22 protein-coding genes and 1 tRNA gene are annotated in these 22,337 nt (G+C 30.7%); 6 read left to right on the top strand and 17 right to left on the bottom strand.

All coding sequences use genetic code 11. The features are described 5' to 3' along the window. Positions 1 to 261 precede the first annotated feature (261 nt). Together ACTG3V_RS11720 and ACTG3V_RS11715 are read left to right on the top strand one after the other, a co-directional pair. On the top strand, positions 262 to 1,299 hold the full coding sequence (locus ACTG3V_RS11720) for a glutaminyl-peptide cyclotransferase (RefSeq protein WP_439132352.1): 1,038 nt from the start codon (positions 262 to 264) through the stop codon (positions 1,297 to 1,299). A 109-nt stretch (positions 1,300 to 1,408) separates the two neighbouring features. Continuing rightward, a complete protein-coding gene (locus ACTG3V_RS11715; RefSeq protein WP_439132351.1) occupies positions 1,409 to 2,926 on the top strand; it encodes a hypothetical protein in 1,518 nt (505 codons plus the stop codon). Positions 2,927 to 3,083: 157 nt separating this feature from the next. On the opposite strand, the gene ACTG3V_RS11710 is transcribed toward ACTG3V_RS11715, so the two are convergent. Next, complete coding sequence (locus ACTG3V_RS11710) at positions 3,084 to 4,358, bottom strand: amidohydrolase family protein (RefSeq protein ID WP_439132350.1); 1,275 nt, start codon at positions 4,356 to 4,358, stop codon at positions 3,084 to 3,086. A gap of 70 nt (positions 4,359 to 4,428) precedes the next feature. Between ACTG3V_RS11710 and ACTG3V_RS11705 the strand changes: the two genes are divergently transcribed. Continuing rightward, positions 4,429 to 5,109, top strand: a complete 681-nt coding sequence (locus tag ACTG3V_RS11705; protein WP_439132349.1) for an SDR family NAD(P)-dependent oxidoreductase — start codon at positions 4,429 to 4,431, stop codon at positions 5,107 to 5,109. Positions 5,110 to 5,172: 63 nt separating this feature from the next. Further along, the gene (locus tag ACTG3V_RS11700) at positions 5,173 to 5,718 is read left to right on the top strand and encodes a SprT-like domain-containing protein (protein ID WP_439132353.1); all 546 of its coding nucleotides are present in this window, start codon (positions 5,173 to 5,175) and stop codon (positions 5,716 to 5,718) included. Between the two features lie 3 nt (positions 5,719 to 5,721). Here the strand turns inward: ACTG3V_RS11700 and ACTG3V_RS11695 are convergent, their stop codons facing one another. The 5 genes from ACTG3V_RS11695 to ACTG3V_RS11675 all read right to left on the bottom strand — a co-directional run bounded on the left by ACTG3V_RS11695 (position 5,722) and on the right by ACTG3V_RS11675 (position 9,553). Then, entirely contained in the window at positions 5,722 to 7,215 is a 1,494-nt protein-coding gene (locus ACTG3V_RS11695; RefSeq protein WP_439132348.1) for a DUF389 domain-containing protein, read from the bottom strand. A 56-nt stretch (positions 7,216 to 7,271) separates the two neighbouring features. Then, on the bottom strand, positions 7,272 to 7,808 hold the full coding sequence (locus ACTG3V_RS11690) for a CIA30 family protein (protein WP_439132347.1): 537 nt from the start codon (positions 7,806 to 7,808) through the stop codon (positions 7,272 to 7,274). A 103-nt stretch (positions 7,809 to 7,911) separates the two neighbouring features. Beyond that, positions 7,912 to 7,984, bottom strand: a tRNA-Lys gene (locus ACTG3V_RS11685). Positions 7,985 to 8,044: 60 nt separating this feature from the next. After that, complete coding sequence (locus ACTG3V_RS11680) at positions 8,045 to 8,812, bottom strand: ABC transporter ATP-binding protein (RefSeq protein ID WP_439132346.1); 768 nt, start codon at positions 8,810 to 8,812, stop codon at positions 8,045 to 8,047. Further along, a complete protein-coding gene (locus ACTG3V_RS11675) occupies positions 8,813 to 9,553 on the bottom strand; it encodes an MlaE family ABC transporter permease (protein ID WP_439132345.1) in 741 nt (246 codons plus the stop codon). A 112-nt stretch (positions 9,554 to 9,665) separates the two neighbouring features. Here ACTG3V_RS11675 and pafA point away from each other — a divergent pair, with 112 nt between their 5' ends. Further along, positions 9,666 to 11,306, top strand: a complete 1,641-nt coding sequence (gene pafA, locus ACTG3V_RS11670) for an alkaline phosphatase PafA (RefSeq protein ID WP_439132344.1) — start codon at positions 9,666 to 9,668, stop codon at positions 11,304 to 11,306. A gap of 68 nt (positions 11,307 to 11,374) precedes the next feature. On the opposite strand, the gene ctlX is transcribed toward pafA, so the two are convergent. Beyond that, positions 11,375 to 12,316, bottom strand: coding sequence for a citrulline utilization hydrolase CtlX (ctlX, locus tag ACTG3V_RS11665; protein WP_439132343.1), 942 nt, complete (start codon positions 12,314 to 12,316; stop codon positions 11,375 to 11,377). A 238-nt stretch (positions 12,317 to 12,554) separates the two neighbouring features. On the opposite strand from ctlX, the gene ACTG3V_RS11660 reads away from it, so the two are divergent. Next, positions 12,555 to 13,517 carry a fasciclin domain-containing protein gene (locus ACTG3V_RS11660; protein ID WP_439132342.1) on the top strand — a complete coding sequence of 321 codons (963 nt, stop codon included), beginning with the start codon at positions 12,555 to 12,557 and terminating at the stop codon, positions 13,515 to 13,517. A gap of 45 nt (positions 13,518 to 13,562) precedes the next feature. Here the strand turns inward: ACTG3V_RS11660 and ACTG3V_RS11655 are convergent, their stop codons facing one another. From ACTG3V_RS11655 to ykgO, 10 genes are all read right to left on the bottom strand, one after another. Next, on the bottom strand, positions 13,563 to 14,477 hold the full coding sequence (locus tag ACTG3V_RS11655; protein WP_439132341.1) for a dimethylarginine dimethylaminohydrolase family protein: 915 nt from the start codon (positions 14,475 to 14,477) through the stop codon (positions 13,563 to 13,565). 69 nt (positions 14,478 to 14,546) lie between these two features. Further along, positions 14,547 to 15,833 (bottom strand): citrate synthase, encoded by a 1,287-nt coding sequence (locus ACTG3V_RS11650; RefSeq protein WP_439132340.1) that lies wholly within the window; start codon positions 15,831 to 15,833, stop codon positions 14,547 to 14,549. 187 nt (positions 15,834 to 16,020) lie between these two features. Then, on the bottom strand, positions 16,021 to 17,307 hold the full coding sequence (gene eno / locus ACTG3V_RS11645; RefSeq protein ID WP_439132339.1) for a phosphopyruvate hydratase: 1,287 nt from the start codon (positions 17,305 to 17,307) through the stop codon (positions 16,021 to 16,023). Between the two features lie 262 nt (positions 17,308 to 17,569). Next, a complete protein-coding gene (gene carA / locus ACTG3V_RS11640; RefSeq protein WP_439132338.1) occupies positions 17,570 to 18,688 on the bottom strand; it encodes a glutamine-hydrolyzing carbamoyl-phosphate synthase small subunit in 1,119 nt (372 codons plus the stop codon). A gap of 171 nt (positions 18,689 to 18,859) precedes the next feature. Next, positions 18,860 to 19,345, bottom strand: a complete 486-nt coding sequence (rplQ, locus tag ACTG3V_RS11635) for a 50S ribosomal protein L17 (RefSeq protein ID WP_439132337.1) — start codon at positions 19,343 to 19,345, stop codon at positions 18,860 to 18,862. A 93-nt stretch (positions 19,346 to 19,438) separates the two neighbouring features. Beyond that, entirely contained in the window at positions 19,439 to 20,431 is a 993-nt protein-coding gene (locus ACTG3V_RS11630; protein ID WP_439132336.1) for a DNA-directed RNA polymerase subunit alpha, read from the bottom strand. A 98-nt stretch (positions 20,432 to 20,529) separates the two neighbouring features. Then, positions 20,530 to 21,135: a 30S ribosomal protein S4 gene (rpsD, locus tag ACTG3V_RS11625; protein WP_439132335.1), complete on the bottom strand. Its 606-nt coding sequence runs from the start codon at positions 21,133 to 21,135 to the stop codon at positions 20,530 to 20,532. Positions 21,136 to 21,273: 138 nt separating this feature from the next. Then, complete coding sequence (rpsK, locus tag ACTG3V_RS11620; RefSeq protein WP_439132334.1) at positions 21,274 to 21,657, bottom strand: 30S ribosomal protein S11; 384 nt, start codon at positions 21,655 to 21,657, stop codon at positions 21,274 to 21,276. A gap of 82 nt (positions 21,658 to 21,739) precedes the next feature. Further along, complete coding sequence (gene rpsM / locus ACTG3V_RS11615) at positions 21,740 to 22,105, bottom strand: 30S ribosomal protein S13 (RefSeq protein ID WP_439132333.1); 366 nt, start codon at positions 22,103 to 22,105, stop codon at positions 21,740 to 21,742. Next, entirely contained in the window at positions 22,105 to 22,221 is a 117-nt protein-coding gene (gene ykgO / locus ACTG3V_RS11610) for a type B 50S ribosomal protein L36 (protein ID WP_004568720.1), read from the bottom strand. The genes rpsM and ykgO overlap by 1 nt, the downstream gene beginning before the upstream one ends. Positions 22,222 to 22,337 lie beyond the last annotated feature (116 nt).

The raw sequence follows: 22,337 nt of genomic DNA, 5'->3' as shown, positions 1-22,337 counted from the left end.
CTGGATGAATTCCTTTTTTCATTTTATAATATTTTAATTCTTTAATGTTATGTTTGCAAAGTAAAGTTGGTAAGGCTTTACTAAAATTCTTAAATAGTTAACTATTACTATTTTGAGGATGCAAATTTAACGATATTTTTTAATTTACAAATAAATAAGTTGCTTTTCTTTGTAAATGTTGTTTTTTTGTTGAAAATACTCATTAAATTAAGATTTTAGTACAGTTTTGACCAACCGAAAAATCATAAAAAATATAATATCATGAAGAAAATTGCTTTTTTTACAGCAACTTTAATCCTACTTTTTTTTACAAGTTGTGATGACAAATACAAATTAACGTTAGCGGTTACCAAAAAAACTTCACTAAATGGCGAGGTTACCATTAGCGTAAAAGAAGCAAACGATAAACCTTTAGATAAGATACAACTTTTTGTAGATGGTAAAGAAATTGACACCCAAGGTAACACTATTACATTAAAATCTTCTGACTTTGGTATTGGTAAACACTCGGTTTCTGCTTTAGCATTTTATCCTGGTAAAACCAAAAAAATAAATAATTCTTTTGAAGTTTTTGCTGATAAAAAACCAGCTATTTACACCTTTGAAATTATAAATTCTTTTCCTCATGATACCAAAGCGTATACACAAGGGTTAGAATATTACAAGGGTTACTTGTATGAAACTACTGGAAGAAGAGGACAATCTACCTTAAGAAAGGTAGCAATTAACACAGGTAAAGTTTTACAAAAAATTGATTTAGATAAACAATATTTTGGTGAAGGAATGACGATTTTAAATGATAAGATTTATTGGTTAACTTGGGAAGCTAAAAAAGGTTTTGTCTATGATTTAAAAACGTTTACGTTAGAAAAAGAATTCGATTACAACAACAGTAAAGAAGGTTGGGGTTTAACTAATAATGGAACAGCGTTGATAAAATCTGACGGAACGAACAAAATTTGGTTTCTAGACCCTGAAACTTTACAAGAAAAACGCTCCATACAAAGCTACACCAATAAGGTTTCTTTAAAGCAACTAAACGAACTAGATTTTATAGATGGTAAAATTTATGCCAATTATTGGCAAAAACCCCTAATTGCTATAATTAATCCTAAAACTGGCGTTGTTGAAGGTATTGTAAATTTAACAAACCTTGTAAAAGAAATGGAAAAAACCCAAAAACTGGTAGATCAAGATGATGTTTTAAACGGTATTGCTTACGATAAAGAAAACGACAGACTTTTTGTGACGGGTAAGAACTGGGGAAAACTTTTCGAAATCAAATTGATTAAAAAATAATAAACCTTTCGTTTTAAAGTTCTATTTTTATATTATTAGTTAAATGTCTGGTTGAGCGCAATCGAAAATTAAATTATCTATTGTGATTAATTAAATTGAAAACAATTACATGCGTTATTTTATTACTTTTATTCTCTGTGTTGCTTTAATTTCAGTAAGTTCTTGTAGAAAAGATTTTTCTACAATCCCTAATTTTGGAAGTTTAGAGTTCTCTAAAGATACCGTTTTTTTAGATACAATTTTTACAAATATTGGTTCTGCTACCTATAATTTAAAAGTATATAATAGAGGGAATAAAGCCATTACCATACCTGAAATTTCTTTAGAAAAAGGTATAAACTCTAACTACAGGTTAAATGTTGATGGTATACCTGGCAAAGAATTTAACAACATTGATATTTTGGCAAAAGACAGTATTTTTGTTTTTGTTGAAACCACTATTGATGTCAACTCCATTAAAGAGCCCTTGTATACAGATCGAATTTTGTTTGATACAGGTACCAATCAGCAAGATGTAGATTTGGTAACTTTAGTACAAGATGCTAATTTTATTTTTCCTGATCGCGATCCTATTACCCGAAAAATTGATAGTCTAACCATTGATGGACAAGCAACCACAATTAAAGGCCGTTTTTTAACAGATACAGAACTCACCATTACAAATACAAAACCAACTGTTATTTATGGCTATGCAGCTGTACCCGCAAATAAAACCTTAACTATTGAGGCTGGTTCTAAAATATATTTTCATGATAATTCTGGATTAATTATTGACGACAAAGCAACCCTAAAAGTAAATGGAACATTAAGCCAAAAAGTTACTTTTGAAGGAGATAGATTAGAAAATCGTTTTAGCCAAACTCCTGGTCAATGGGGTACAATTTGGATGCGAGCAGGAAGCAAAAACAACGAAATAAAACATGCTGAAATAAAAAATGCCATTATTGGTATTTTAGTTGATAGTATTGGTACTGCCTCTACCCCTACTTTAAAATTGCAAAATACCGAAATTTACAACCATTCTAACTTTGGTATTTTGGCTCGTGATACGAATATTGAGGCACATAATGTGGTTATTGGTTCTGCTGGACAAGCTTCATTAGCTGCAACCATTGGTGGTACTTATAATTTTACACACAGCACTTTTGCCAACTTTTGGAATAATGGGATTCGACAATTACCCGCTGTTTTAGTTAACAATTTTTTTGCTTATAACGATGCTAATGGCAATGAAATTATAGAAACAAGAAACTTAAATGCCGCTAATTTTACCAACTGTATTTTTGATGGCAGTAATAATGTTGAGTTTATTTTAGATAAAGTTGATGGTAGTGAGTTTAATTATAGCATCAATAATTGTATGATAAAGTTTAATGATACAGATGATTCTTTTGCAGATAATGTAGAAATGGATTTTGCAAATAACACTAATTATTCAAATATTATCCTCAATGGAATTTCTAATTTCAGAGATTCTCAAAATGAAGATTTTATCATTGGTCAAGATTCTGACGCTATTAATAAAGCAAAAAATACCATTTTCTCATTTGATATTTTAGGTATTGATAGAACAACAAATCCCGATATTGGTGCCTATCAACACATCATTTTTGAGGAGGAAGAATAGTGAATTGTAATTGTTGAGCAACACATTAAATTTCTATTTCTTAAAAAACTAACTAATCAACTATTTATCATTCATAAGGAAACACAGTGAGATTGAGAAATCTCAATCTAATCATAAGATTTCTCAATTTTAGTTGAAATAAGATGGGTCTAAAAATTTACTTTTTATAAACCACCCCATTTTTCATTACAAAAACAATATTTTCCATAGTGGAAATGTCTTTTGTTGGATCATCGTTTACAGCAATAATATCCGCAAAAAAACCTTTTTTAATTTGTCCTAATTCATTTTCCATTTTTAGCAACATAGCATTTGTTATAGTTGCAGATTGAATGGCTTTTATAGCAGGCATTCCAGCTTCTACCATAAAGGCAAATTCTTTTCCATTATTACCATGAGCAAATACACCAGCATCAGTACCAAATGCAATACCTACTCCTTTTTTATAAGCTCTTGCAAAAGTACCTTGAATTTGAGGTCCAACTGCTAATGCTTTAGGAACAACAATATCTGGATAAAACCCTTTAATCTTAGCCTTCTCTTCTACTTCTTTTCCTGCAGTAATGGTTGGTACTAAATAGGCATCGTGTTTTTTCATCAATTCCATGGTTTCATCACTCATATACGTACCATGCTCAATAGTTTTTACACCCCCAATAATGGCTCTTTGCATACCTTCATCTCCATGCGCATGCGCTGCAACATGCATACCATAATCTTTTGCTGTATCGCAAATTGCTTTGACCTCTTCAATAGTAAACTGAGGGTTATCACCTGACTTTGCCACACTTAAAACGCCACCAGTAGCTGTAATTTTTATACAATCTGCACCATTTTTATAACGTTGTCTTACCGCTTTTTTAGCATCTTCAACAGAATTTACGACCCCTTCTTTTGGTCCAGGATTTCCAATTAATTTTCTACTGCTTCCATTTGTAGGATCTGCATGCCCACCAGTTGTGGCCAAAGATTTACCAGCTGTAAACACTCTTGGCCCTGGAATTTTACCTTTATTAATAGCATTTCTTATAGAAATATTAACTCCTGTACCTCCTAAATCCCTTACTGTTGTAAAACCATTTAGCAAAGTAGTTTTTGCAAAACCAACAGCATTAAAAGCAACATCTGCTTCATTTAAAATATAACGCTCAATTCTTGTTCTAGCAGAAAACTCTTGCTCTATATGCACATGAAAATCGATTAAACCGGGTAGTACTACTTTATCTCTTAAATCTATTAATTTCCCACCTTTTGGCATTGCAAAACCATCTAATACATTTGTAATTTTATGGTCTTGTACTAAAATTGTTTTTTTCGTGTGGATTTTCCCTGCTTTGGTATCCACCAATTTTCCACATAAAATATAAGTAGTTTGTGCAATACTGCTCTGTATAAAAAGAAATGCGATAAAAAGTACAATTGTTTTTTTCATTTGATTGATTTTAATTCTTAAATGTATGAAAATTTAAGTAGATTGCTCTTGTAAAAATTTTGAATTTTAAATGAAGAATATTGTAATTACAGGTACAAGCAGAGGTATAGGGTTTGAATTGGCTAAAATCTTTGCAAACCAAGGACATCAAGTTTTAGCACTTTCTAGAAATACGAATCCTTTAAATGCTTTAAACATTAAAAATATAAGTACACTTTCTGTAGATATTTCTAAAGAAGACGACTTTAATAAAGTTATTGATTTTGTTAAACAGAATTGGAATACAGTAGATGTTTTAATTCATAATGCAGGAAAATTAATCAACAAACCTTTTACAGACTTAACTTCTAAAGATTTTTTAGAAGTTTATAAAGTCAATGTATTTGGCGTTGCAGAACTCACTAAACGTTTGATTCCTTTTTTAGTCAAAAAAAGCCATGTAGTTACCATAAGTTCTATGGGAGGCGTTCAAGGTAGTATGAAATTTCCTGGTTTAGCTGCATATTCATCAGCCAAAGGTGCTGTAATTACTTTATCAGAATTATTAGCAGAAGAGTACAAAGAGCAGCAAATTGCTTTTAATGTATTGGCTTTAGGAGCAGTACAAACAGAAATGTTAGCAGAAGCTTTTCCTGATTATAAAGCTCCTTTGTCTGCTAAAGAAATGGCAGACTATATTTATGATTTTTCTTTAAAAGGACACCTATTCTACAATGGTAAAGTACTAGAAGTTTCTAGCTCTACTCCTTAAATTTTATTATTTCGTATTTTGAAAAACACCCTATTAAAATACATTCCAGAAAAATCAGTTATGATGGTTCAATTTTTAATTGAACAAAACAATTTTAGCTTAAAAATTGTAAATCAGCGTGAAACAAAACATGGCGATTTTAGAAAACTACCAAATGGAAAATTTCAAATCACAGTAAATAATAATCTTAACAAATATCAATTTTTATTGACTTTAGTGCACGAAATTGCACATCATATTACACATCAAAAATTTGGAAGAGTGCAACCTCATGGTAAAGAATGGAAAAAAGTTTTTCAACACTTAATGTTACCTTTCTTACAACCAGAAATTTTTACGAAAGAAATGCTACCTTATTTAGCAAAATATTTAAAAAACCCGAAAGCAAGCACAGATTCTGATGCCAATTTATCTTTAGCTTTAAGAGAAAACAAAGCTGAAGAGGGAAAACATTTTATCTTTGAAATTCCTTTTGGAGGCACCTTCATTTTTAAAAATATTATTTATAAAAGAGGCAAAAAACGCAGAACACGATATGAATGTTTACAACTGCACACAAAAAGAGTATATCTTTTTAATCAAAATGTAGAAGTAATCCTACATCTGTAAAAGCTATTCTCTTTTAATAAATAAGGTATCTAACTTCATTTCTTGTTGCAACCAAGTTCTTAATTCTCTTTCTTTAGGAGCAACAATACTATCAGGTAAACTCAAATTCCACTTTATAGTAGCTACAGGAATTGTATCTATCTTAATAAAATCTGAAGAAGACAATACATTCGCAAAACCAATGGCTTCGATATCTGAATATCGAATTTTTGCAACCTTAGCAATACTACTAAACTTAATAGCATCTTGATTTTTATTTAAAGCATCTTGCTCAATTCTATTATTTAATGAAGAAATTGTTTTTTGTAAATCTGTAATTTGCTTTTGTAAACCTGCAATGATATTTTTACTCTCTTGTAATTCTTCTCTTTTTTCTTTGTATGCAGTAGTTATTAGCTCAAAACTTTTGGTGTCACTCCCTTTTATTTTTAATTGAAAATCTTTTATTTTTTGATACTCTTTATTTTTTAATTGATTGATCAATAAATTTCGTTCTCCATTGGTTACCTCATTAAAGAAACTTAAACGTATTTCTTTTTTATCAATATCAACTTCTGGATCGCCAATCAACTGAAAATTTTCAATAGCTTTTATTTCTGTGTTGATAAAATTATTGACTTGCAAATCTATCTGACTTTCATTAAAAACTCTTACAAACGTAAAAATTGCAGGTATCATTACTGCAACCCCAATTACAGTTGCAATGGTTGCATATCGTTTTCTCTTTGCTGCATTTGCATATTTATGCATAGGGAAACTTAATAGTTTTAACACTAAAAAGGTTGCCAAAGCAATAAAAATGGTATTTATCGTAAACAAATACATGGCACCTAAAAAGTAAGTAAAATTCCCTTTTGCTAAACCATAGCCAGCAGTACATAAAGGAGGCATTAATGCTGTAGCAATAGCAACCCCAAAAATTACAGAAGCTATAGTGCCTTTTTTGGTTCTTGCTACCATTAAGGCTAAACCACCAAAAAATGCAATCAGCACATCTCGAATGTCAGGACTTACTCTACCTAATAATTCTGAATTATCTTCGCTTAAAGGAAAAAAATAAAAGAATAAAAATGAGGCAAACAGACTTAGCCCAATCATTGTTCCTAAATTAATCAACGACTTTTTAAAGGTAATGATATCATTTAGCGCAAAAGACATTCCTATCCCTAAAATGGGACCCATTAAAGGTGATATTAACATGGCACCAATTACAACCGCAGTTGAATTGGCATTTAACCCTACTGAAGCCACAAAAACAGCAAAAATAAGAATCCAAGCAGTAGCTCCTTTAAACGGAATATCTGCTTTTATAGCTTCAATAGTAGCTTCGTGATCGGTATCGTGTCTAAAATCTAAGAGTTCATGTAGAAACTTTTTAACACTTTCAAAAAGCCCCTGGGCATCTTTCTGAATGTTTTGCTTTGCAGTTTCTGTAGTATTATTCTCTTGATTATGCTCTGGTTGAGCTTGTGTGTTTTTTTGAATATCTTCTTCCATATGTTTCGCTAAAAACTTGGGAAAGATACAAAAAAGTGTTTTGAAAAAGCTTGAAATTATTTAAGATAAATATGATCTATTTCTAGTTGAAAATTTTGTGCTTTTTTATTGCCAATGAGTATCGCAATTTCTTCAATAGTTTCTGATGAAAAATTATCCATATTTAATGTTCTACCTCTAAATACTGGATACATCTCTGCCAAATCAATTGTAATAATTTCCCAATCACCTGAAGTCGAAAACTTTTTTACGTAAGAATAATAATTTCTTTGTTTATCTTTTATCCTAAATTGATAGTTTTTTCCATCACCTTTAATTTTCAATACTACTTTAGAGAATTTAGTAACCGAAATTGGTTTGAATTTGTATCTAAGCGATGAAAAACCACCATTATTCTCTAAAGAAACGTTTCCAAAATAAAAACCATTTCCTTCTTTGTTAATTTCAAAGTTACCTTGCGATACGCCTCCCATAACCACATCATCAACTACTCTCCAATAAGTAGTATCTGAATCTTTAGAGAAATTAACAATAGTATGACTTGTTTGCTGCATAATACTTAAAATTGAAATAATTAAAATTAGTTTACTCATTTTATTTTTAGTTAACTATAAAAATAAAGGATATTACAATCAAAGCATCTTAATAAAATCAAAAAAAAACTCTACAAAAAATTGTAGAGTTTTCTAATTATTGTGACCGGGCTGGGGCTCGAACCCAGGACCCTCTCCTTAAAAGGGAGATGCTCTACCAACTGAGCTACCAGGTCAATCTTTTTCCGTAAGCGGGTGCAAATATATATGTTATTTTTAAAAAAACAAACCTTTTTTTACTTTGTTTCATTTAAATAAGCTTCTCGAACCTTTTTAAATAAATTAGATGAATACACAAAGTTTACAACAGCCTCATTGTCAGTTCTGAACATTTCTTCGCTGTTTCCTTCCCATGCTTTTCTACCATTTTTTAGAAATAGGATTTTTTCTCCTATTTCCATCACAGAGTTCATATCATGCGTATTAATCACTGTAGTTATTTGATATTCATCTGTAATTTCTTGAATTAAATTATCGATTACAGTAGCAGTTTCTGGGTCTAATCCAGAGTTAGGTTCATCACAAAATAAATATTTGGGATTCATTACTATTGCTCTAGCTATGGCAACTCTTTTTTGCATCCCTCCAGAGAGTTCTGCTGGTAATTTATTATTAGAATTTTCTAAGTTTACTCTATCTAACACAAAATTTACACGTTCTAACATCTCTCCTTGAGATTTTTTTGTAAACATTTTTAGCGGAAACATTACATTCTCTTCTACAGTTTGAGAATCAAATAAGGCACCTCCTTGAAAAACCATGCCAATTTCTTGACGCCATTGTCGTTTTTCTTCTATCGTAAATTTTGTATTAATTCTTCCATCAAAAGAAATTGTACCACCCTCAGGAGTATGTAAACCTATTAGGGATTTTAAAAAAACTGTTTTTCCAGCTCCACTTTGCCCAATAATTAAACTTGTTTTTCCTGGGTGAAACGTTGTTGTGATTCCTTTTAACACCTCAATATCACCAAAACCTTTTTGTAAATCTTTAACTTCTATCATTTAAGTAAGTAACATTTGAGTTAAAAAATAATTAGCAATTACTATTAAAATTGTAGTCCAAACCACAGCTTGTGTACTTGCTTTTCCTACTGCAATTGAACCTCCTTTTACATAGTAACCAAAGTAAGAGGGCACAGTTGCAATTAAAAATGCAAACACTAATGTTTTTATAATTGCATATACTAATAAAAAAGGTTTAAAATCAGTTTGTAATCCCTCAATGTAATCTACACCACTAAATAAGCCCGATAATACACCTGCAATCCAGCCACCAAAAATCCCCAACATCATTCCTAAAGAAATTAAAAAAGGATAAAAGAAAACAGTAGCCACAACTTTAGGTAATACTAAATGATTTAGCGAATTTACGCCCATAACATCAAGCGCATCAATTTGTTCTGTTACTCGCATTGTGCCAATACTAGATGTTATGTAAGACCCCACTTTACCAGCCAAAATAATTGAACAAAAGGTAGGTGCAAACTCTAAAATAATAGATCTTTTAGCTGCAAAACCAATTAATGACCTTGGTATAAATGCACTATCTAAGTTCAAAGCAGTTTGTAAAGCTATTACACCCCCAATAAAAAAAGAAATAAACATGATAATACCAAGAGATTTTAAACCCAGCTCTTCTATTTCTTTAATAAGAGATTCATAAAAAATAACCCCTTTTTGAGGTCTTTTAAAAACCTGCTTTAGCATTATAAAATATTTGCCAATATGTTCTATATAATTCACAGAATAGATTTTATGCTAAATTAATAAATAACATTTACACAATATACGTTTCCTTGTATCAATGTAAAAATTAATTACTTTTGATGCACATATTATTTAATGTAACTTTTTTATGAAAAAATATTTTATCTCCTCAATAGTACTAATTACACTTTTTTTATCTTGTAAACCTCAAAAAAAGCAATTACAAAAACCTAAACTTGTTGTTGGTATTGTTGTTGACCAAATGCGTTATGATTATTTAACACGATTTTACAGTAGATACTCAGAAAATGGTTTTAAAAGAATCCTAAAAAATGGATTTTCGTTAGAAAATGCACATTATAATTACATCCCAACGTATACAGCAGTTGGTCATACATCAATTTATACAGGTACAACACCAGCGAACCATGGAATAATTTCTAACAATTGGTATGATAAATATTTAAAGAAGTCCATTTATTGCGTAGATGATTCTACTTATACAACCATTGGTAATTTAAGTAATGCTGGTAAAAAGTCTCCTTTTAGATTGTTTACAAGCACAGTAACCGATCAATTGAAATTAGCACAAAATATGAGAGGGAAAACAATAGGTGTTGGTATAAAAGACAGATCTGCTATTTTACCTGCTGGCCATACAGCAGATGCTGCCTACTGGTTTTATGGTAAAAATGATGCTCAATGGATTAGTTCTTCTTTTTATATGGATAAATTACCAAAATGGGTAGTTGATTTTAACAACACTAAAAAAGTAGACGAATATTTAAAACAGCCTTGGAATACCCTATACGATATAAAAACGTACACAAATAGTATTGATGACGATAATATTTTTGAAGGTAAATTTATAGGTGAAAATACCACATCTTTTCCTCATGATATACCGAGTTTAAGAGCTCAAAATGGTAATTTTAATTTACTAAAAACTATACCAGCAGGAAATACTTATACAGCTGACTTTGCTAAGGCTGCAATTATTGGAGAAAATTTAGGTAAAAGTGAAGATACAGATTTTTTAGCCCTAAGCTTTTCATCAACAGATTATATAGGTCATAAATTTGGCCCAGCATCTAAAGAAATTGAAGACACCTATTTACGTTTTGATAAAGATTTGGCTGATTTATTAAGCTTTTTAGATAAGCAAGTTGGGAAAGACAAATACACAGTTTTTCTTACAGCAGATCATGCAGCTGTTCATGTACCTGCCTATTTACAATCTTTAAAAATTCCGGCTCATTATTTAAATTCATCTAAGCTTAAGGCAGGTATTTTAGCAATCACACAAAAATATTTCAACTCTGTAGAATTGATTGAAAATATTTCTAACTATCAAATATTTTTAAATAAAGAAAAGATCGAATCTATAGGATTTACCAAGGACCAAGTTGCGGAAAAATTAGTAGAAGAAATTGTTGAGTTTGAAGGAATTTATAAAGCTGTAACTGCAAAAACTTTACAAACTAGCCATTTTTCGGATGGAATTCTGAACTCCCTCCAAAATGGATACAACCAAAAACTATCTGGTGATGTTTTAATGGTTCCTTACCCAGCTACATTAACAGGCGGAAGAACAGGAACTTCTCATGGCTCTGGTTATTCTTATGATACTCACGTTCCTATTATTTTTTATGGAAATGGTATTGCATCTGGAATCTCTAAAAAACGATATAATATCATAGATATTGCACCAACGATTGCGAATTTATTACAAATTGAAGCTCCAAATTCGGCTACTGGTAAAATTATTGAGGAAGCTTTGCATCAATAATTTTATATCATATAAATTATAAACATCGGCTAAAAAAATAAAATCATTTTAAAATTTAGCCGATATTTTTATTTTTGAATCACTTTTGGTAAAAACACTTCTGCCATCATACAGCGCGCACTTCCTCCACCACATGTCTCTATTGTAGTTAAAGAACTAGATATAATTTGGCAATGTTTGTTGATTGCTGTTCTTTGATTTTGGGTCAAACAGTTATTTGCAGCTTGGCTCATCACTAAAAATCGTTCATTATTTTTCCCTAAAACTTGCAACATATTACCTGCAAAATGAGTTACCTGCTCTTCTGTAATATCAATAATTTGTTTTTTATTTTCTTTTAAATGTTTTAGCACATTTTTGCGTTCTTTTTTATCATCTATAGCAGACAGACAAACTACCGCAAAAGTTTCTGCAATACACATCATAACATTTGTATGATAAATTGCTTCTCTTTTATTGCCAACTGTTTGGTTTGCAGTAAAAATTATAGGTGAGTATTCAAAATCTTCGCAAAATTCTATAAACAATTCCTCATCAGCTCTTGGAGATAAAGCACAATACGCCTTTTTGTTTGTTCTATCTAAAACCATGCTTCCAGTACCTTCTAAGAAAATTTGTTCATCTTCTGCAGAGGTATAATCTACAATATTATTGATTAAAAACCCCTCTTTCTCCAAAGCCACTAAAATATCTTCTCGTCTTTCCAAACGTCTATTTTCTGCAAACATTGGGTAGATTACTGCTGTACCATCAGCATGAAAAGAAATCCAATTATTTGGAAAAACAGCATCTGGAGTATCAAATTCATGATTATCAGACACAACAATAACTTGAATACCAAAACTTTTTAATTTGGCTATAAAATTATCAAACTCCTGCTGAGCTTGAATATTTATCAAAGAATTTTTTAATTTTAACTCTTCTTGATAATAATTATTAACAGCAGTTTGCTCGTTCATCCTAAAACTTACAGGACGAATCATTAAAATTGTATTCGTAGTATGATGCATTTATTTTTGATTATTCCGCAAAACTATGCATAATTTAATTGATATTTTTTATAATTCATTAATTTAATTTTTAGGCTTAAACCATTAAGAAAATTCTTTCCCCCATCAAATTTTAAATTATAAAAACTGGTTTAAAAATATTTTTGTTTAACATTTATTTAATTTTATTTAACAAAACTACAAGATTAAAATGTTTAATGTTTGTTTAATTTTGATAAACAAAACTAAAATCAAAACTATGATAAATTTTATTAAAAAACTTTTTCCAATCTTATTATTGTCATTATTTATCTATTCATGTGATGATGACGACCCTGTTGTTCCTGAAACAAATACCATTGTTGATGTTGCTATTAATAGCAACCTTTCTAGTTTAGTTACTGCTGTAACAAGAGCTGATTTAGTTACAACATTAGCTGAGGGTGGAGACTTTACAGTTTTAGCCCCAACAAATGAGGCTTTTAATATTTTTTTAGAAGCTAACAATTTTGAATCTGTAAATGATGTTCCTGTTCCTTTATTAAGAAATATTCTTTTAAACCATGTAATATCAGGTAGATTTCAATCTACTGAATTAAGTACAAGTTATGCAAAAACTAATGCTATTAGTGATGCCTCTGGAACTAATATGTCTATCTACATTAATGTAGAAGATGGAGTTTCATTTAATGGAGTATCAAATGTTACCACTGCTAATGTCTTAGCAGATAATGGTGTTGTACATGTAGTTGACAGCGTTATTGGTTTACCTACTGTGGTTACCTTTGCTACAGCAGACCCTAATTTCGATAGCTTAGAAGCTGCATTAACAAGAGAAAGTGATTTTACTTATGTAGCAACCTTATCTACTAATGCATCTACGTCTCCTGCCCCATTCACTGTTTTTGCGCCAACAAACGAAGCTTTTACAAGTTTAATTAATGATGATTTACCTAATAGTGTATCAAGTTTAGGTGATATAGACACTGAAACTTTGAGATCAACCTTAAATACGCATGTTGTACCAGGTCTTAATGTATTAGAATCTAGTTTGTCAGATGACATGCCAGTATCAACTTTAGGAGGGGATTTAACAGTTAACATAACATCTGCTGGAGCAACTTTAACAGACTCAAATGATAGAATAAGCACCATAACTGCAACAGATATACAGGCTAATAATGGTGTTATTCACGTTATTAATAAAGTACTTTTAGAATAAAAAAAATAAAATTCATCAAAAAAACCTGCTGTACAGCAGGTTTTTTTAATCTCTAATTAAAGGTAATGTGGAACACCTTAATAAACCTTCTTGTTTTGCAATTTCTGCATAAGCTACTTCTTCTACAGTAAAACCATTTTTTTTGAGCCAAGTGTTTAATCTGGTAAAATTTTTCTCTGATATAATTACATCCTCAGAAATAGAAAAAATATTACTATTCATTTGGTACATTTCTTCTTTAGTGATTTCGAAAACATTTTCTTCTCCAAAAAAATTCAACAGCCATTCGTATTCACTTTCTACTAAAAATCCGTTTTTGTGTAATATTGCTTTGTCTTTTCCTATGGGTTGAAAACAGCAATCTAAATGAAGTGCATTTTCTTTTGGATTTGTGTTTGATTTTCTTAACTCAAAAGATTTTACTATTTTTTTTGGAAACAAGTTTTGCAATTCTTTAACAGCTGCAAAATTTGTTCTTGCCGTAATAAAATTCGGATAATCATCACCAGAATAGGTACCTACAAAAATATAATCATTCCATGGCATTACATCTCCACCTTCTACATGGCAATCTTCTGGTAAAACGATAATATTCTCTGGGGCAATTTGAGAAATCACTTGATTAATTGCTTTATACTCTTTTTCTCTATCAGGCAATATATTTGCCTCAATAAACTTATCCTCTATCACAAAAGCTATGTCTCTAGAAAATATTTGATTGTAATTTTCTATAACATCTGGCCGAAATATTTGAACATTATATTTTTTAAACACTTCAGCTACAGCTTCCATTTCTAAAACCATATCTTCCTCTTTAGGATATGTTCCTGCTAAAACATGCTCAATACTTTTAGGATCGTAGCAATCTTGAACCTTTGGTGTACCTCCATTACTTAGTGCTGTGCCTAAAATTACAGCTCTTAACCTTGAGGTTTCATTTTGAATATTTAGTCTTAGCATATTTAAGAATTAAAAAAAGCTTCATAAATTTATGAAGCTTTCAATTTTGTGTAAAAATAATACTATTTTTTATCTTTTTTCAATTTCTACAAATTCTCTATAGTTTTCACCAGTATAAATTTGTCTTGGACGACCAATTGGTTCTTTTTTCAATCTCATTTCTTTCCATTGAGCAATCCATCCTGGTAACCTTCCTAAAGCAAACATTACTGTAAACATTTCAACAGGAATTCCCATGGCTCTATAAATAATACCTGAATAGAAATCTACGTTAGGATACAATTTTCTATCCACAAAATAAGGATCATTTAAAGCTTCTTGCTCTAATCCTTTTGCAATTTCTAAAATAGGATCACTAACTCCTAAATCATTTAACACTTCATCTGCAGCTTTTTTGATAATTTTTGCTCTAGGATCGAAATTTTTATACACTCTATGCCCAAAACCCATTAACCTAAAAGGATCATTTTTATCTTTAGCCTTCGCCATGTACTTTTTGGTATCTCCACCATCTTCCTTAATTGCTTCCAACATTTCTAATACAGCTTGGTTTGCACCACCATGTAAAGGTCCCCAAAGTGCTGAAATACCAGCAGAAAGTGACGCAAATAAACCAGCATGAGATGAACCTACTATTCTTACTGTAGATGTAGAACAGTTTTGCTCATGATCTGCATGTAAAATTAACAATTTATCTAAAGCATCTTTAACAATAGGATTAATTACAAAATCTTCGTTAGGTTGCTTAAACATCATGTACATAAGGTTTTCTACATATCCTAAATTTTTTCTTCCATAATTTAAGTGTAATCCTTGCTTTTTACGCATTGTCCAAGCCACTAAAACAGGAAATTTACCTAAAATTCTAACAATGGCATGATACATATCTTCTCTAGATTCAATATTCACTGAAGCCGGATTAAATGCAGTTAAAGCACTTGTTAAAGAAGATAAAACTCCCATAGGGTGTGCATTTCTTGGAAACGCCTCTATAATTTTTCTTACATCATCATCTACTAAAGAATGCTTTCTAATATCTGAATGGAATTTTTCTAACTCTTCTGTAGTTGGTAAATCTCCAAAAATTAATGCATAAGCAGTTTCTAAGAAGTCTGCTTTTTCTGCCAATTCTTCAATGGAATAACCTCTGTATCTCAAAACACCTTTTTCACCATCTAAAAAAGTTATCGCACTTTCACATGATCCAGTGTTTTTATATCCAGGGTCAATGGTAATGACTCCATTCGTAGCAGATCGCAGTGTTTTTATATCAATTGCGACTTCATTTTCAGTTCCTTTTACAAGTGGAAACTCATATAAATTTTCTCCTATCTGTAATTTTGCGATATCTGGCATTTATTGATTTTTTTAAAAAAATTGTTAGTGTTGCGAAGATACCAAATTATTGAAGATTTTAAAGCTGAAAATAGATAGATTTTAAATATTAAAAAATAAGGTTAATCGATTAAGCAAAATATGTAGTAAAAAATAAAAACCTTGCGAATTATCACAAGGTTTTAATGTTTAAGGTTATAACTTTTAATTAGATTTTAAAAGCATTTTCTTGAGGAAAGTAAGCTGTTTCTGCTAATTCCTCTTCAATTCTTAACAATTGATTGTATTTTGCCATTCTGTCTGAACGAGATGCTGAACCTGTTTTAATTTGGCCACAATTTAATGCAACAGCTAAATCTGCTATAGTATTATCTTCTGTTTCTCCAGATCTGTGAGACATTACAGAAGTATAACCTGCATTTTTAGCCATATTTACAGCAGCAATAGTTTCTGTTAAACTACCAATCTGATTAACTTTAATTAAGATAGAGTTTGCAATATTATTTTCAATACCTCTTGATAAACGCTCTACGTTTGTAACAAATAAATCATCACCTACTAGTTGAACTTTATCCCCAATTTTTTCTGTTAGATATTTCCAACCATCCCAGTCATTCTCATCCATACCATCTTCTATAGATATAATTGGATAGTTTGCTGCTAATTCAGCTAAATAATCTGCTTGTTCTTGGCTAGTTCTTACCACACCTTTACTTCCTTCAAATTTTGTATAATCGTAAGCACCATCAACATAAAATTCTGCTGCTGCACAATCTAAAGCAATTTTTACTTCATCACCAAAAGAATAACCTGCATTTTTTACAGCTAAAGCAATTGTATCTAAAGCATCTTCTGTACCATCTAATGTTGGTGCAAAACCTCCTTCATCACCAACAGCTGTAGATAAGTTTCTATCGTGTAAAACTTTCTTTAAATTATGGAAGATTTCAGAACCCATTTTCATAGCTTCTGTAAAATTTTTAGCTTTTACCGGCATTATCATAAATTCTTGAAATGCGATTGGAGCATCTGAATGAGAACCTCCATTAATGATATTCATCATTGGAACTGGAAGAGTATTTGCAGAAACACCACCTACATATCTATACAAAGGCATACCTAATTCATTTGCTGCTGCTTTTGCTGCTGCTAAAGAAACTCCTAAAATTGCATTGGCTCCTAATTTTGATTTATTTGGTGTACCATCTAAATCTATCATTAATTGATCAATTGCATTTTGTTCAAAAACAGAAGTACCTAATAATTCCTCAGCAATAATATTGTTAACATTATCAACAGCTTTCAAAACTCCTTTACCCATGTAATCTTTTCCTCCATCTCTCAATTCTACTGCTTCGTGTTCTCCTGTAGAAGCTCCAGAAGGTACTGCTGCTCTTCCTAAAATTCCGTTTTCCGTTGTTACATCTACCTCTACAGTTGGGTTACCTCTTGAATCGAAAATTTGACGTGCGTGAACGCTAATAATAATGCTCATTTTTTATTTTTTTATTGGTTTAATTAATTTTTATTTTACTTTGCTAATTTACGAAAACTAGCAAGGATTTAACAATTTGTATTTAATTAATTACGAAAACGATTCCTATTAAAACTAAAAAACCCACTCAGTAAACTGAGTGGGAAAATTGCTATGAAAAAGAATGTGATTTTTCAATCACAATGCAAATATAGATTGAATATTTAAATAATCAATAAAAAAATGGTGAATAACGATAAAGAGTCGTTGAGTAACCATTAAATTACGACAAAACTTTCTTTGACTCTAAAATATTATTGATAAATTGATCGAATAAGTATTCAGAATCATGTGGCCCAGGACTTGCCTCTGGGTGATATTGGACAGAAAACACATTTTTATCTTTTAAACGAATACCTGCAACAGTATGATCATTTAAATGAACATGTGTTATTTCTACATTATTATTAGCTTCGGTTTCTTCCCTATTAATTGCAAAACCGTGGTTTTGAGAAGTAATTTCCCCTTTACTAGTTAACAAATTTTTTACAGGATGATTTATTCCTCTATGCCCATTATGCATTTTATAGGTAGAAATTCCTTGTGATAATGCAATAACCTGATGCCCTAAACATATACCAAATAATGGTAAGTTTTTATCAATAATTTCCTTTGCTACTGCCTGAGCTTCTAACAAAGGTTCAGGATCTCCAGGGCCATTGGAAATAAAATATCCATCAGGATTAAATGAAGCTAAATCTTTAAACGATGAATTGTAAGGGAAAACTTTAATATAAGCGCCTCTTTTCGCTAAATTTCGTAAAATATTCTTTTTAATACCAATATCTAAGGCAGCTATTTTAATTTCAGCATTACTATCACCAACATAATAAGGTTTATCTGTAGATACTTTAGACGCTAACTCTAAACCTTCCATGCTTGGTACGTTATTTAACTTCTTTTTAAGCACATCAATATTATGAATATCGGTTGAAATAATGGCATTCATTGCTCCATTATCTCTTATGTAAGCAACTAAAGCTCTTGTATCTACATCAGAGATAGCCACAAGATTATGCTTTGTAAACCAATTTTTTAGATTGCCATCAGAATCCACTCTTGAATGTGTAAAACTAAAATTTCTACAAATTAAACCTGAGATTTTTATTCCATCAGATTCTACTTCATTGTCATTTACTCCATAATTACCTATATGTGCATTTGTAGTAACCATTAATTGGCCAAAATAAGAAGGATCAGTAAAAATTTCTTGATAACCTGTCATACCAGTATTAAAACAAATTTCTCCTGTTGATGTCCCCTCTACCCCAACAGATTTACCGTAAAAAATTGTTCCGTCTGCTAATAAAACTAAAGCTTTTTTTCTTGTTTGATATTTCATTGATAACTATTGTATTTCTATGAGCCAAATTTACGAATTATTAACCTTATGGCTCACAATATGTGATTTCGTTTTTAACTAAATTATTAAGTTCAAAATTGAGATGAACATAAAAAAAGGGATAAACGCAAACGTTTATCCCTTTTATATTTATTAAAAAATTCTCATTTTTTATTCTTCAGATTTTTCTTCTGTTGCTTTGTCTTCTACTTGTGAAGTTGTTTCAGCTTTTTTACTTCCACCTCTTCTACTTCTTCTTGTAGATTTTTTAGCCTTAGCACCTTTTGGATTGTAAATTTCGTTATAATCAACCAATTCAACCATAGCCATAGGAGCATTATCACCTTGACGATTTCCTAATTTGATAATACGAACATAACCTCCTGGTCTGTCTGCTACTTTTACAGAAACTTCTCTAAAAAGCTCTGTAACAGCATACTTATTTCTTAAATAAGAGAATACAATACGTCTGTTATGAGTTGTATCTGCTTTAGATTTAGTAATTAATGGCTCAACAAAAACTCTTAATGCTTTTGCTTTTGCAACTGTAGTATTAATACGCTTATGTTCAATTAAAGAACAAGCCATATTTGCTAACATCGCCTTTCTGTGCGCTGTTTTTCTACCTAAATGATTGTGTTTTTTTCCGTGTCTCATTTCTGACGTTTATTTTCTTCATCTTGCTTCGAACCTCTTTGGTGAGCAAACTATGAAAAGATTAATAATTTATATTCTCTAGAACTAATTAAATTAGTCTCTATCTAATTTGTACTTTGTTAAATCCATACCAAAACTTAGGCCTTTTACAATCACCAACTCTTCTAATTCGGTTAATGATTTTTTACCAAAGTTTCTGAACTTCATTAAATCACTTTTATTAAACGATACTAAATCTCCTAAGGTATCTACCTCTGCAGCTTTTAAACAATTTAAAGCTCTAACAGATAAATCCATATCAATTAATCTCGTTTTTAAAAGTTGACGCATGTGTAATGATTCTTCATCATATGTTTCTGTTTGTGCAATTTCATCTGCCTCTAAAGTAATACGCTCATCAGAGAATAACATAAAGTGGTGGATTAATATTTTTGCAGCTTCAGTTAATGCATCTTTTGGATTTATTGAACCATCAGTATCGATATCAAATACCAATTTTTCATAATCCGTTTTTTGCTCTACACGAAAATTTTCAATAGCGTATTTTACGTTCTTGATTGGTGTGTAAATTGAATCTGTAAAGATTGTACCTATAGGTGCAGTAGCTTTTTTATTTTCTTCTGCAGGTACAAAACCTCTACCTTTTTCAATGGTAATTTCTGCATTTAATTTCACAGATTTCTCCATATTACAGATCACTAAATCTGGATTTAGAACCTGAAAACCTGAAATAAACTTCTGTAAATCTCCAGCTGTAAATTGCTCTTGACCAGATACTGATACAGAAACAGTTTCTCTGTCTGTTTCATCTATTTGTTTCTTAAAACGAACTTGTTTTAAGTTTAAGATAATTTCTGTTACATCTTCTACAATACCAGGTACTGTTGAAAACTCATGCTCTACACCATCTACTCTTAAAGATGTGATTGCAAAACCTTCTAAAGATGATAATAAAACCCTTCTTAAAGCATTACCTACTGTTAAACCAAAACCTGGTTCTAAAGGTCTGAACTCAAATCTACCAGAAAAATCTGTAGATTCAATCATGATTACTTTATCTGGTTTCTGAAAATTTAAAATTGCCATTATTTTTCTTCGTTTTAATTGTTATTTAGTTGCGCGGTTTACAAGTTTGAAGAAGTACAAATAAACCCTTTGGCCAAATACCAATGTGATTAAATTTATTATTTAGAATATAATTCTACTATTAATTGCTCTTTAATGTTTTCTGGAATTTGTAATCTTTCAGGAGTTTTAACAAAAGTTCCAGTTTTGGTATCATTATTAAAAGTTAACCATTCAAAAACATTATTTGTAGACGCTAATGCATCTTCAATAGCAACTAAAGATTTAGATTTTTCTCTAACAGCAACCACATCACCTTCTTTAAGACTATAAGATGGTACGTTTACGATTTCACCATTTACGGTAATATGTCTGTGAGAAACTAGTTGACGAGCTCCACTTCTTGATTTAGAAATTCCCATTCTGTAAACAACGTTATCCAAACGAGATTCACATAATTGTAATAAAATTTCACCAGTAATTCCTTGAGAAGCAGATGCTTTTTTAAATAAGTTACTGAATTGACGCTCTAAAATACCATAGGTATATTTCGCTTTTTGCTTCTCCATTAATTGAGTAGCATATTCAGATTTTTTTCCTCTTCTTCTTGCATTTCCATGCTGTCCTGGAGGAAAGTTTCTTTTTTCGAAGTTTTTGTCTTCGCCGAAAATTGCTTCACCAAATTTACGAGCAATTTTAGTTTTTGGTCCTGTGTATCTTGCCATTTCTTATTTGTTATAGATAGGGATTATGAATTAAGGCTTATCCTTCGCTAATCGTATTCCTATCAAGTTAAAATATAATTAATTTTAATAATGAGATTACTGAAACAAGTTCAGTATTTAATTTACATTTAATGTAAATTATACTCTTCTTCTTTTAGGTGGACGACATCCATTGTGAGGAATTGGGGTAACATCAATAATTTCTGTTACTTCGATACCTGCATTATGAATAGATCTTATTGCAGATTCTCTACCATTACCTGGACCTTTTACGAAAACTTTCACTTTACGTAAACCTGCTTCTTTTGCCACATTTGCACAATCTTCTGCTGCTAATTGAGCTGCATATGGAGTATTCTTTTTAGAACCTCTAAAACCCATTTTCCCTGCAGATGACCAAGAAATTACGTCACCTTTTTTGTTTGTTAAAGAAATTATGATGTTGTTGAAAGAGGCTGTTACGTGTGCCTCACCAATTGCATCAACAATTACTTTACGTTTTTTTGAACTTGCTTTTGCCATAATATAAATGTTTAGTTATTATATTTAGTAAGTTGTATTTGTAAATACGGCACACTAAACCATAACTAGGTTAATCACTAACTTATTTTTTCTTGTTAGCTACAGTTTTTCTCTTACCTTTTCTAGTACGAGAATTATTTTTTGTTCTTTGACCTCTTAAAGGAAGACCTAACCTATGACGAATTCCTCTTTGGCATCCAATATCCATTAAACGCTTAATGTTTATTTGAACTTCTGAACGTAATTCACCTTCGATGGTAAAAGTACCAACTTGCTCTCTAATTGCTGCGATTTGATCATCTGTCCAATCTTGAACTTTGATACTTTCATCAACTTTTGCTTCTGCTAAAATTTTTTTAGCTCTGCTGTTCCCTATACCAAAGATGTAAGTTAAAGCAATAACTCCTCTTTTATTCTTTGGAATATCAATACCTGCTATTCTTGCCATTACCCTTGTCTTTGTTTAAATCTAGGATTTTGTTTATTAATCACATATAATCTACCTTTTCTGCGTACTATTTTGCAGTCGGCACTTCTTTTTTTAACTGATGCTCTAACTTTCATCGTTTCTAATTTTTATTTAAAAATTAAAAGACTAAAAATAATCCTTCAATCTTCTAATTATTTAATTTTTAATATCTATAAGTTATTCTCGCTTTCGATAAATCGTAAGGACTCAT

This window comes from Polaribacter sp. (assembly GCF_965660385.1).
Lineage (GTDB): Bacteria > Bacteroidota > Bacteroidia > Flavobacteriales > Flavobacteriaceae > Polaribacter.
Note: the sequence above shows the minus strand (reverse complement) of the source record. Positions and strands in the feature narration are given on the sequence as shown.

Bases quoted from the DNA above. Each gene is read 5' to 3' on its own strand.
- ACTG3V_RS11720 (WP_439132352.1), top strand. From the start codon at position 262: ATGAAGAAAATTGCTTTTTTTACAGCAACTTTAATCCTACTTTTTTTT.
- ACTG3V_RS11715 (WP_439132351.1), top strand. From the start codon at position 1,409: ATGCGTTATTTTATTACTTTTATTCTCTGTGTTGCTTTAATTTCAGTA.
- ACTG3V_RS11710 (WP_439132350.1), bottom strand. From the start codon at position 4,358: ATGAAAAAAACAATTGTACTTTTTATCGCATTTCTTTTTATACAGAGC.
- ACTG3V_RS11705 (WP_439132349.1), top strand. From the start codon at position 4,429: ATGAAGAATATTGTAATTACAGGTACAAGCAGAGGTATAGGGTTTGAA.
- ACTG3V_RS11700 (WP_439132353.1), top strand. From the start codon at position 5,173: ATGGTTCAATTTTTAATTGAACAAAACAATTTTAGCTTAAAAATTGTA.
- ACTG3V_RS11695 (WP_439132348.1), bottom strand. From the start codon at position 7,215: ATGGAAGAAGATATTCAAAAAAACACACAAGCTCAACCAGAGCATAAT.
- ACTG3V_RS11690 (WP_439132347.1), bottom strand. From the start codon at position 7,808: ATGAGTAAACTAATTTTAATTATTTCAATTTTAAGTATTATGCAGCAA.
- ACTG3V_RS11680 (WP_439132346.1), bottom strand. From the start codon at position 8,812: ATGATAGAAGTTAAAGATTTACAAAAAGGTTTTGGTGATATTGAGGTG.
- pafA (WP_439132344.1), top strand. From the start codon at position 9,666: ATGAAAAAATATTTTATCTCCTCAATAGTACTAATTACACTTTTTTTA.
- ctlX (WP_439132343.1), bottom strand. From the start codon at position 12,316: ATGCATCATACTACGAATACAATTTTAATGATTCGTCCTGTAAGTTTT.
- ACTG3V_RS11660 (WP_439132342.1), top strand. From the start codon at position 12,555: ATGATAAATTTTATTAAAAAACTTTTTCCAATCTTATTATTGTCATTA.
- ACTG3V_RS11655 (WP_439132341.1), bottom strand. From the start codon at position 14,477: ATGCTAAGACTAAATATTCAAAATGAAACCTCAAGGTTAAGAGCTGTA.
- ACTG3V_RS11650 (WP_439132340.1), bottom strand. From the start codon at position 15,833: ATGCCAGATATCGCAAAATTACAGATAGGAGAAAATTTATATGAGTTT.
- eno (WP_439132339.1), bottom strand. From the start codon at position 17,307: ATGAGCATTATTATTAGCGTTCACGCACGTCAAATTTTCGATTCAAGA.
- carA (WP_439132338.1), bottom strand. From the start codon at position 18,688: ATGAAATATCAAACAAGAAAAAAAGCTTTAGTTTTATTAGCAGACGGA.
- rplQ (WP_439132337.1), bottom strand. From the start codon at position 19,345: ATGAGACACGGAAAAAAACACAATCATTTAGGTAGAAAAACAGCGCAC.
- ACTG3V_RS11630 (WP_439132336.1), bottom strand. From the start codon at position 20,431: ATGGCAATTTTAAATTTTCAGAAACCAGATAAAGTAATCATGATTGAA.
- rpsD (WP_439132335.1), bottom strand. From the start codon at position 21,135: ATGGCAAGATACACAGGACCAAAAACTAAAATTGCTCGTAAATTTGGT.
- rpsK (WP_439132334.1), bottom strand. From the start codon at position 21,657: ATGGCAAAAGCAAGTTCAAAAAAACGTAAAGTAATTGTTGATGCAATT.
- rpsM (WP_439132333.1), bottom strand. From the start codon at position 22,105: ATGGCAAGAATAGCAGGTATTGATATTCCAAAGAATAAAAGAGGAGTT.
- ykgO (WP_004568720.1), bottom strand. From the start codon at position 22,221: ATGAAAGTTAGAGCATCAGTTAAAAAAAGAAGTGCCGACTGCAAAATA.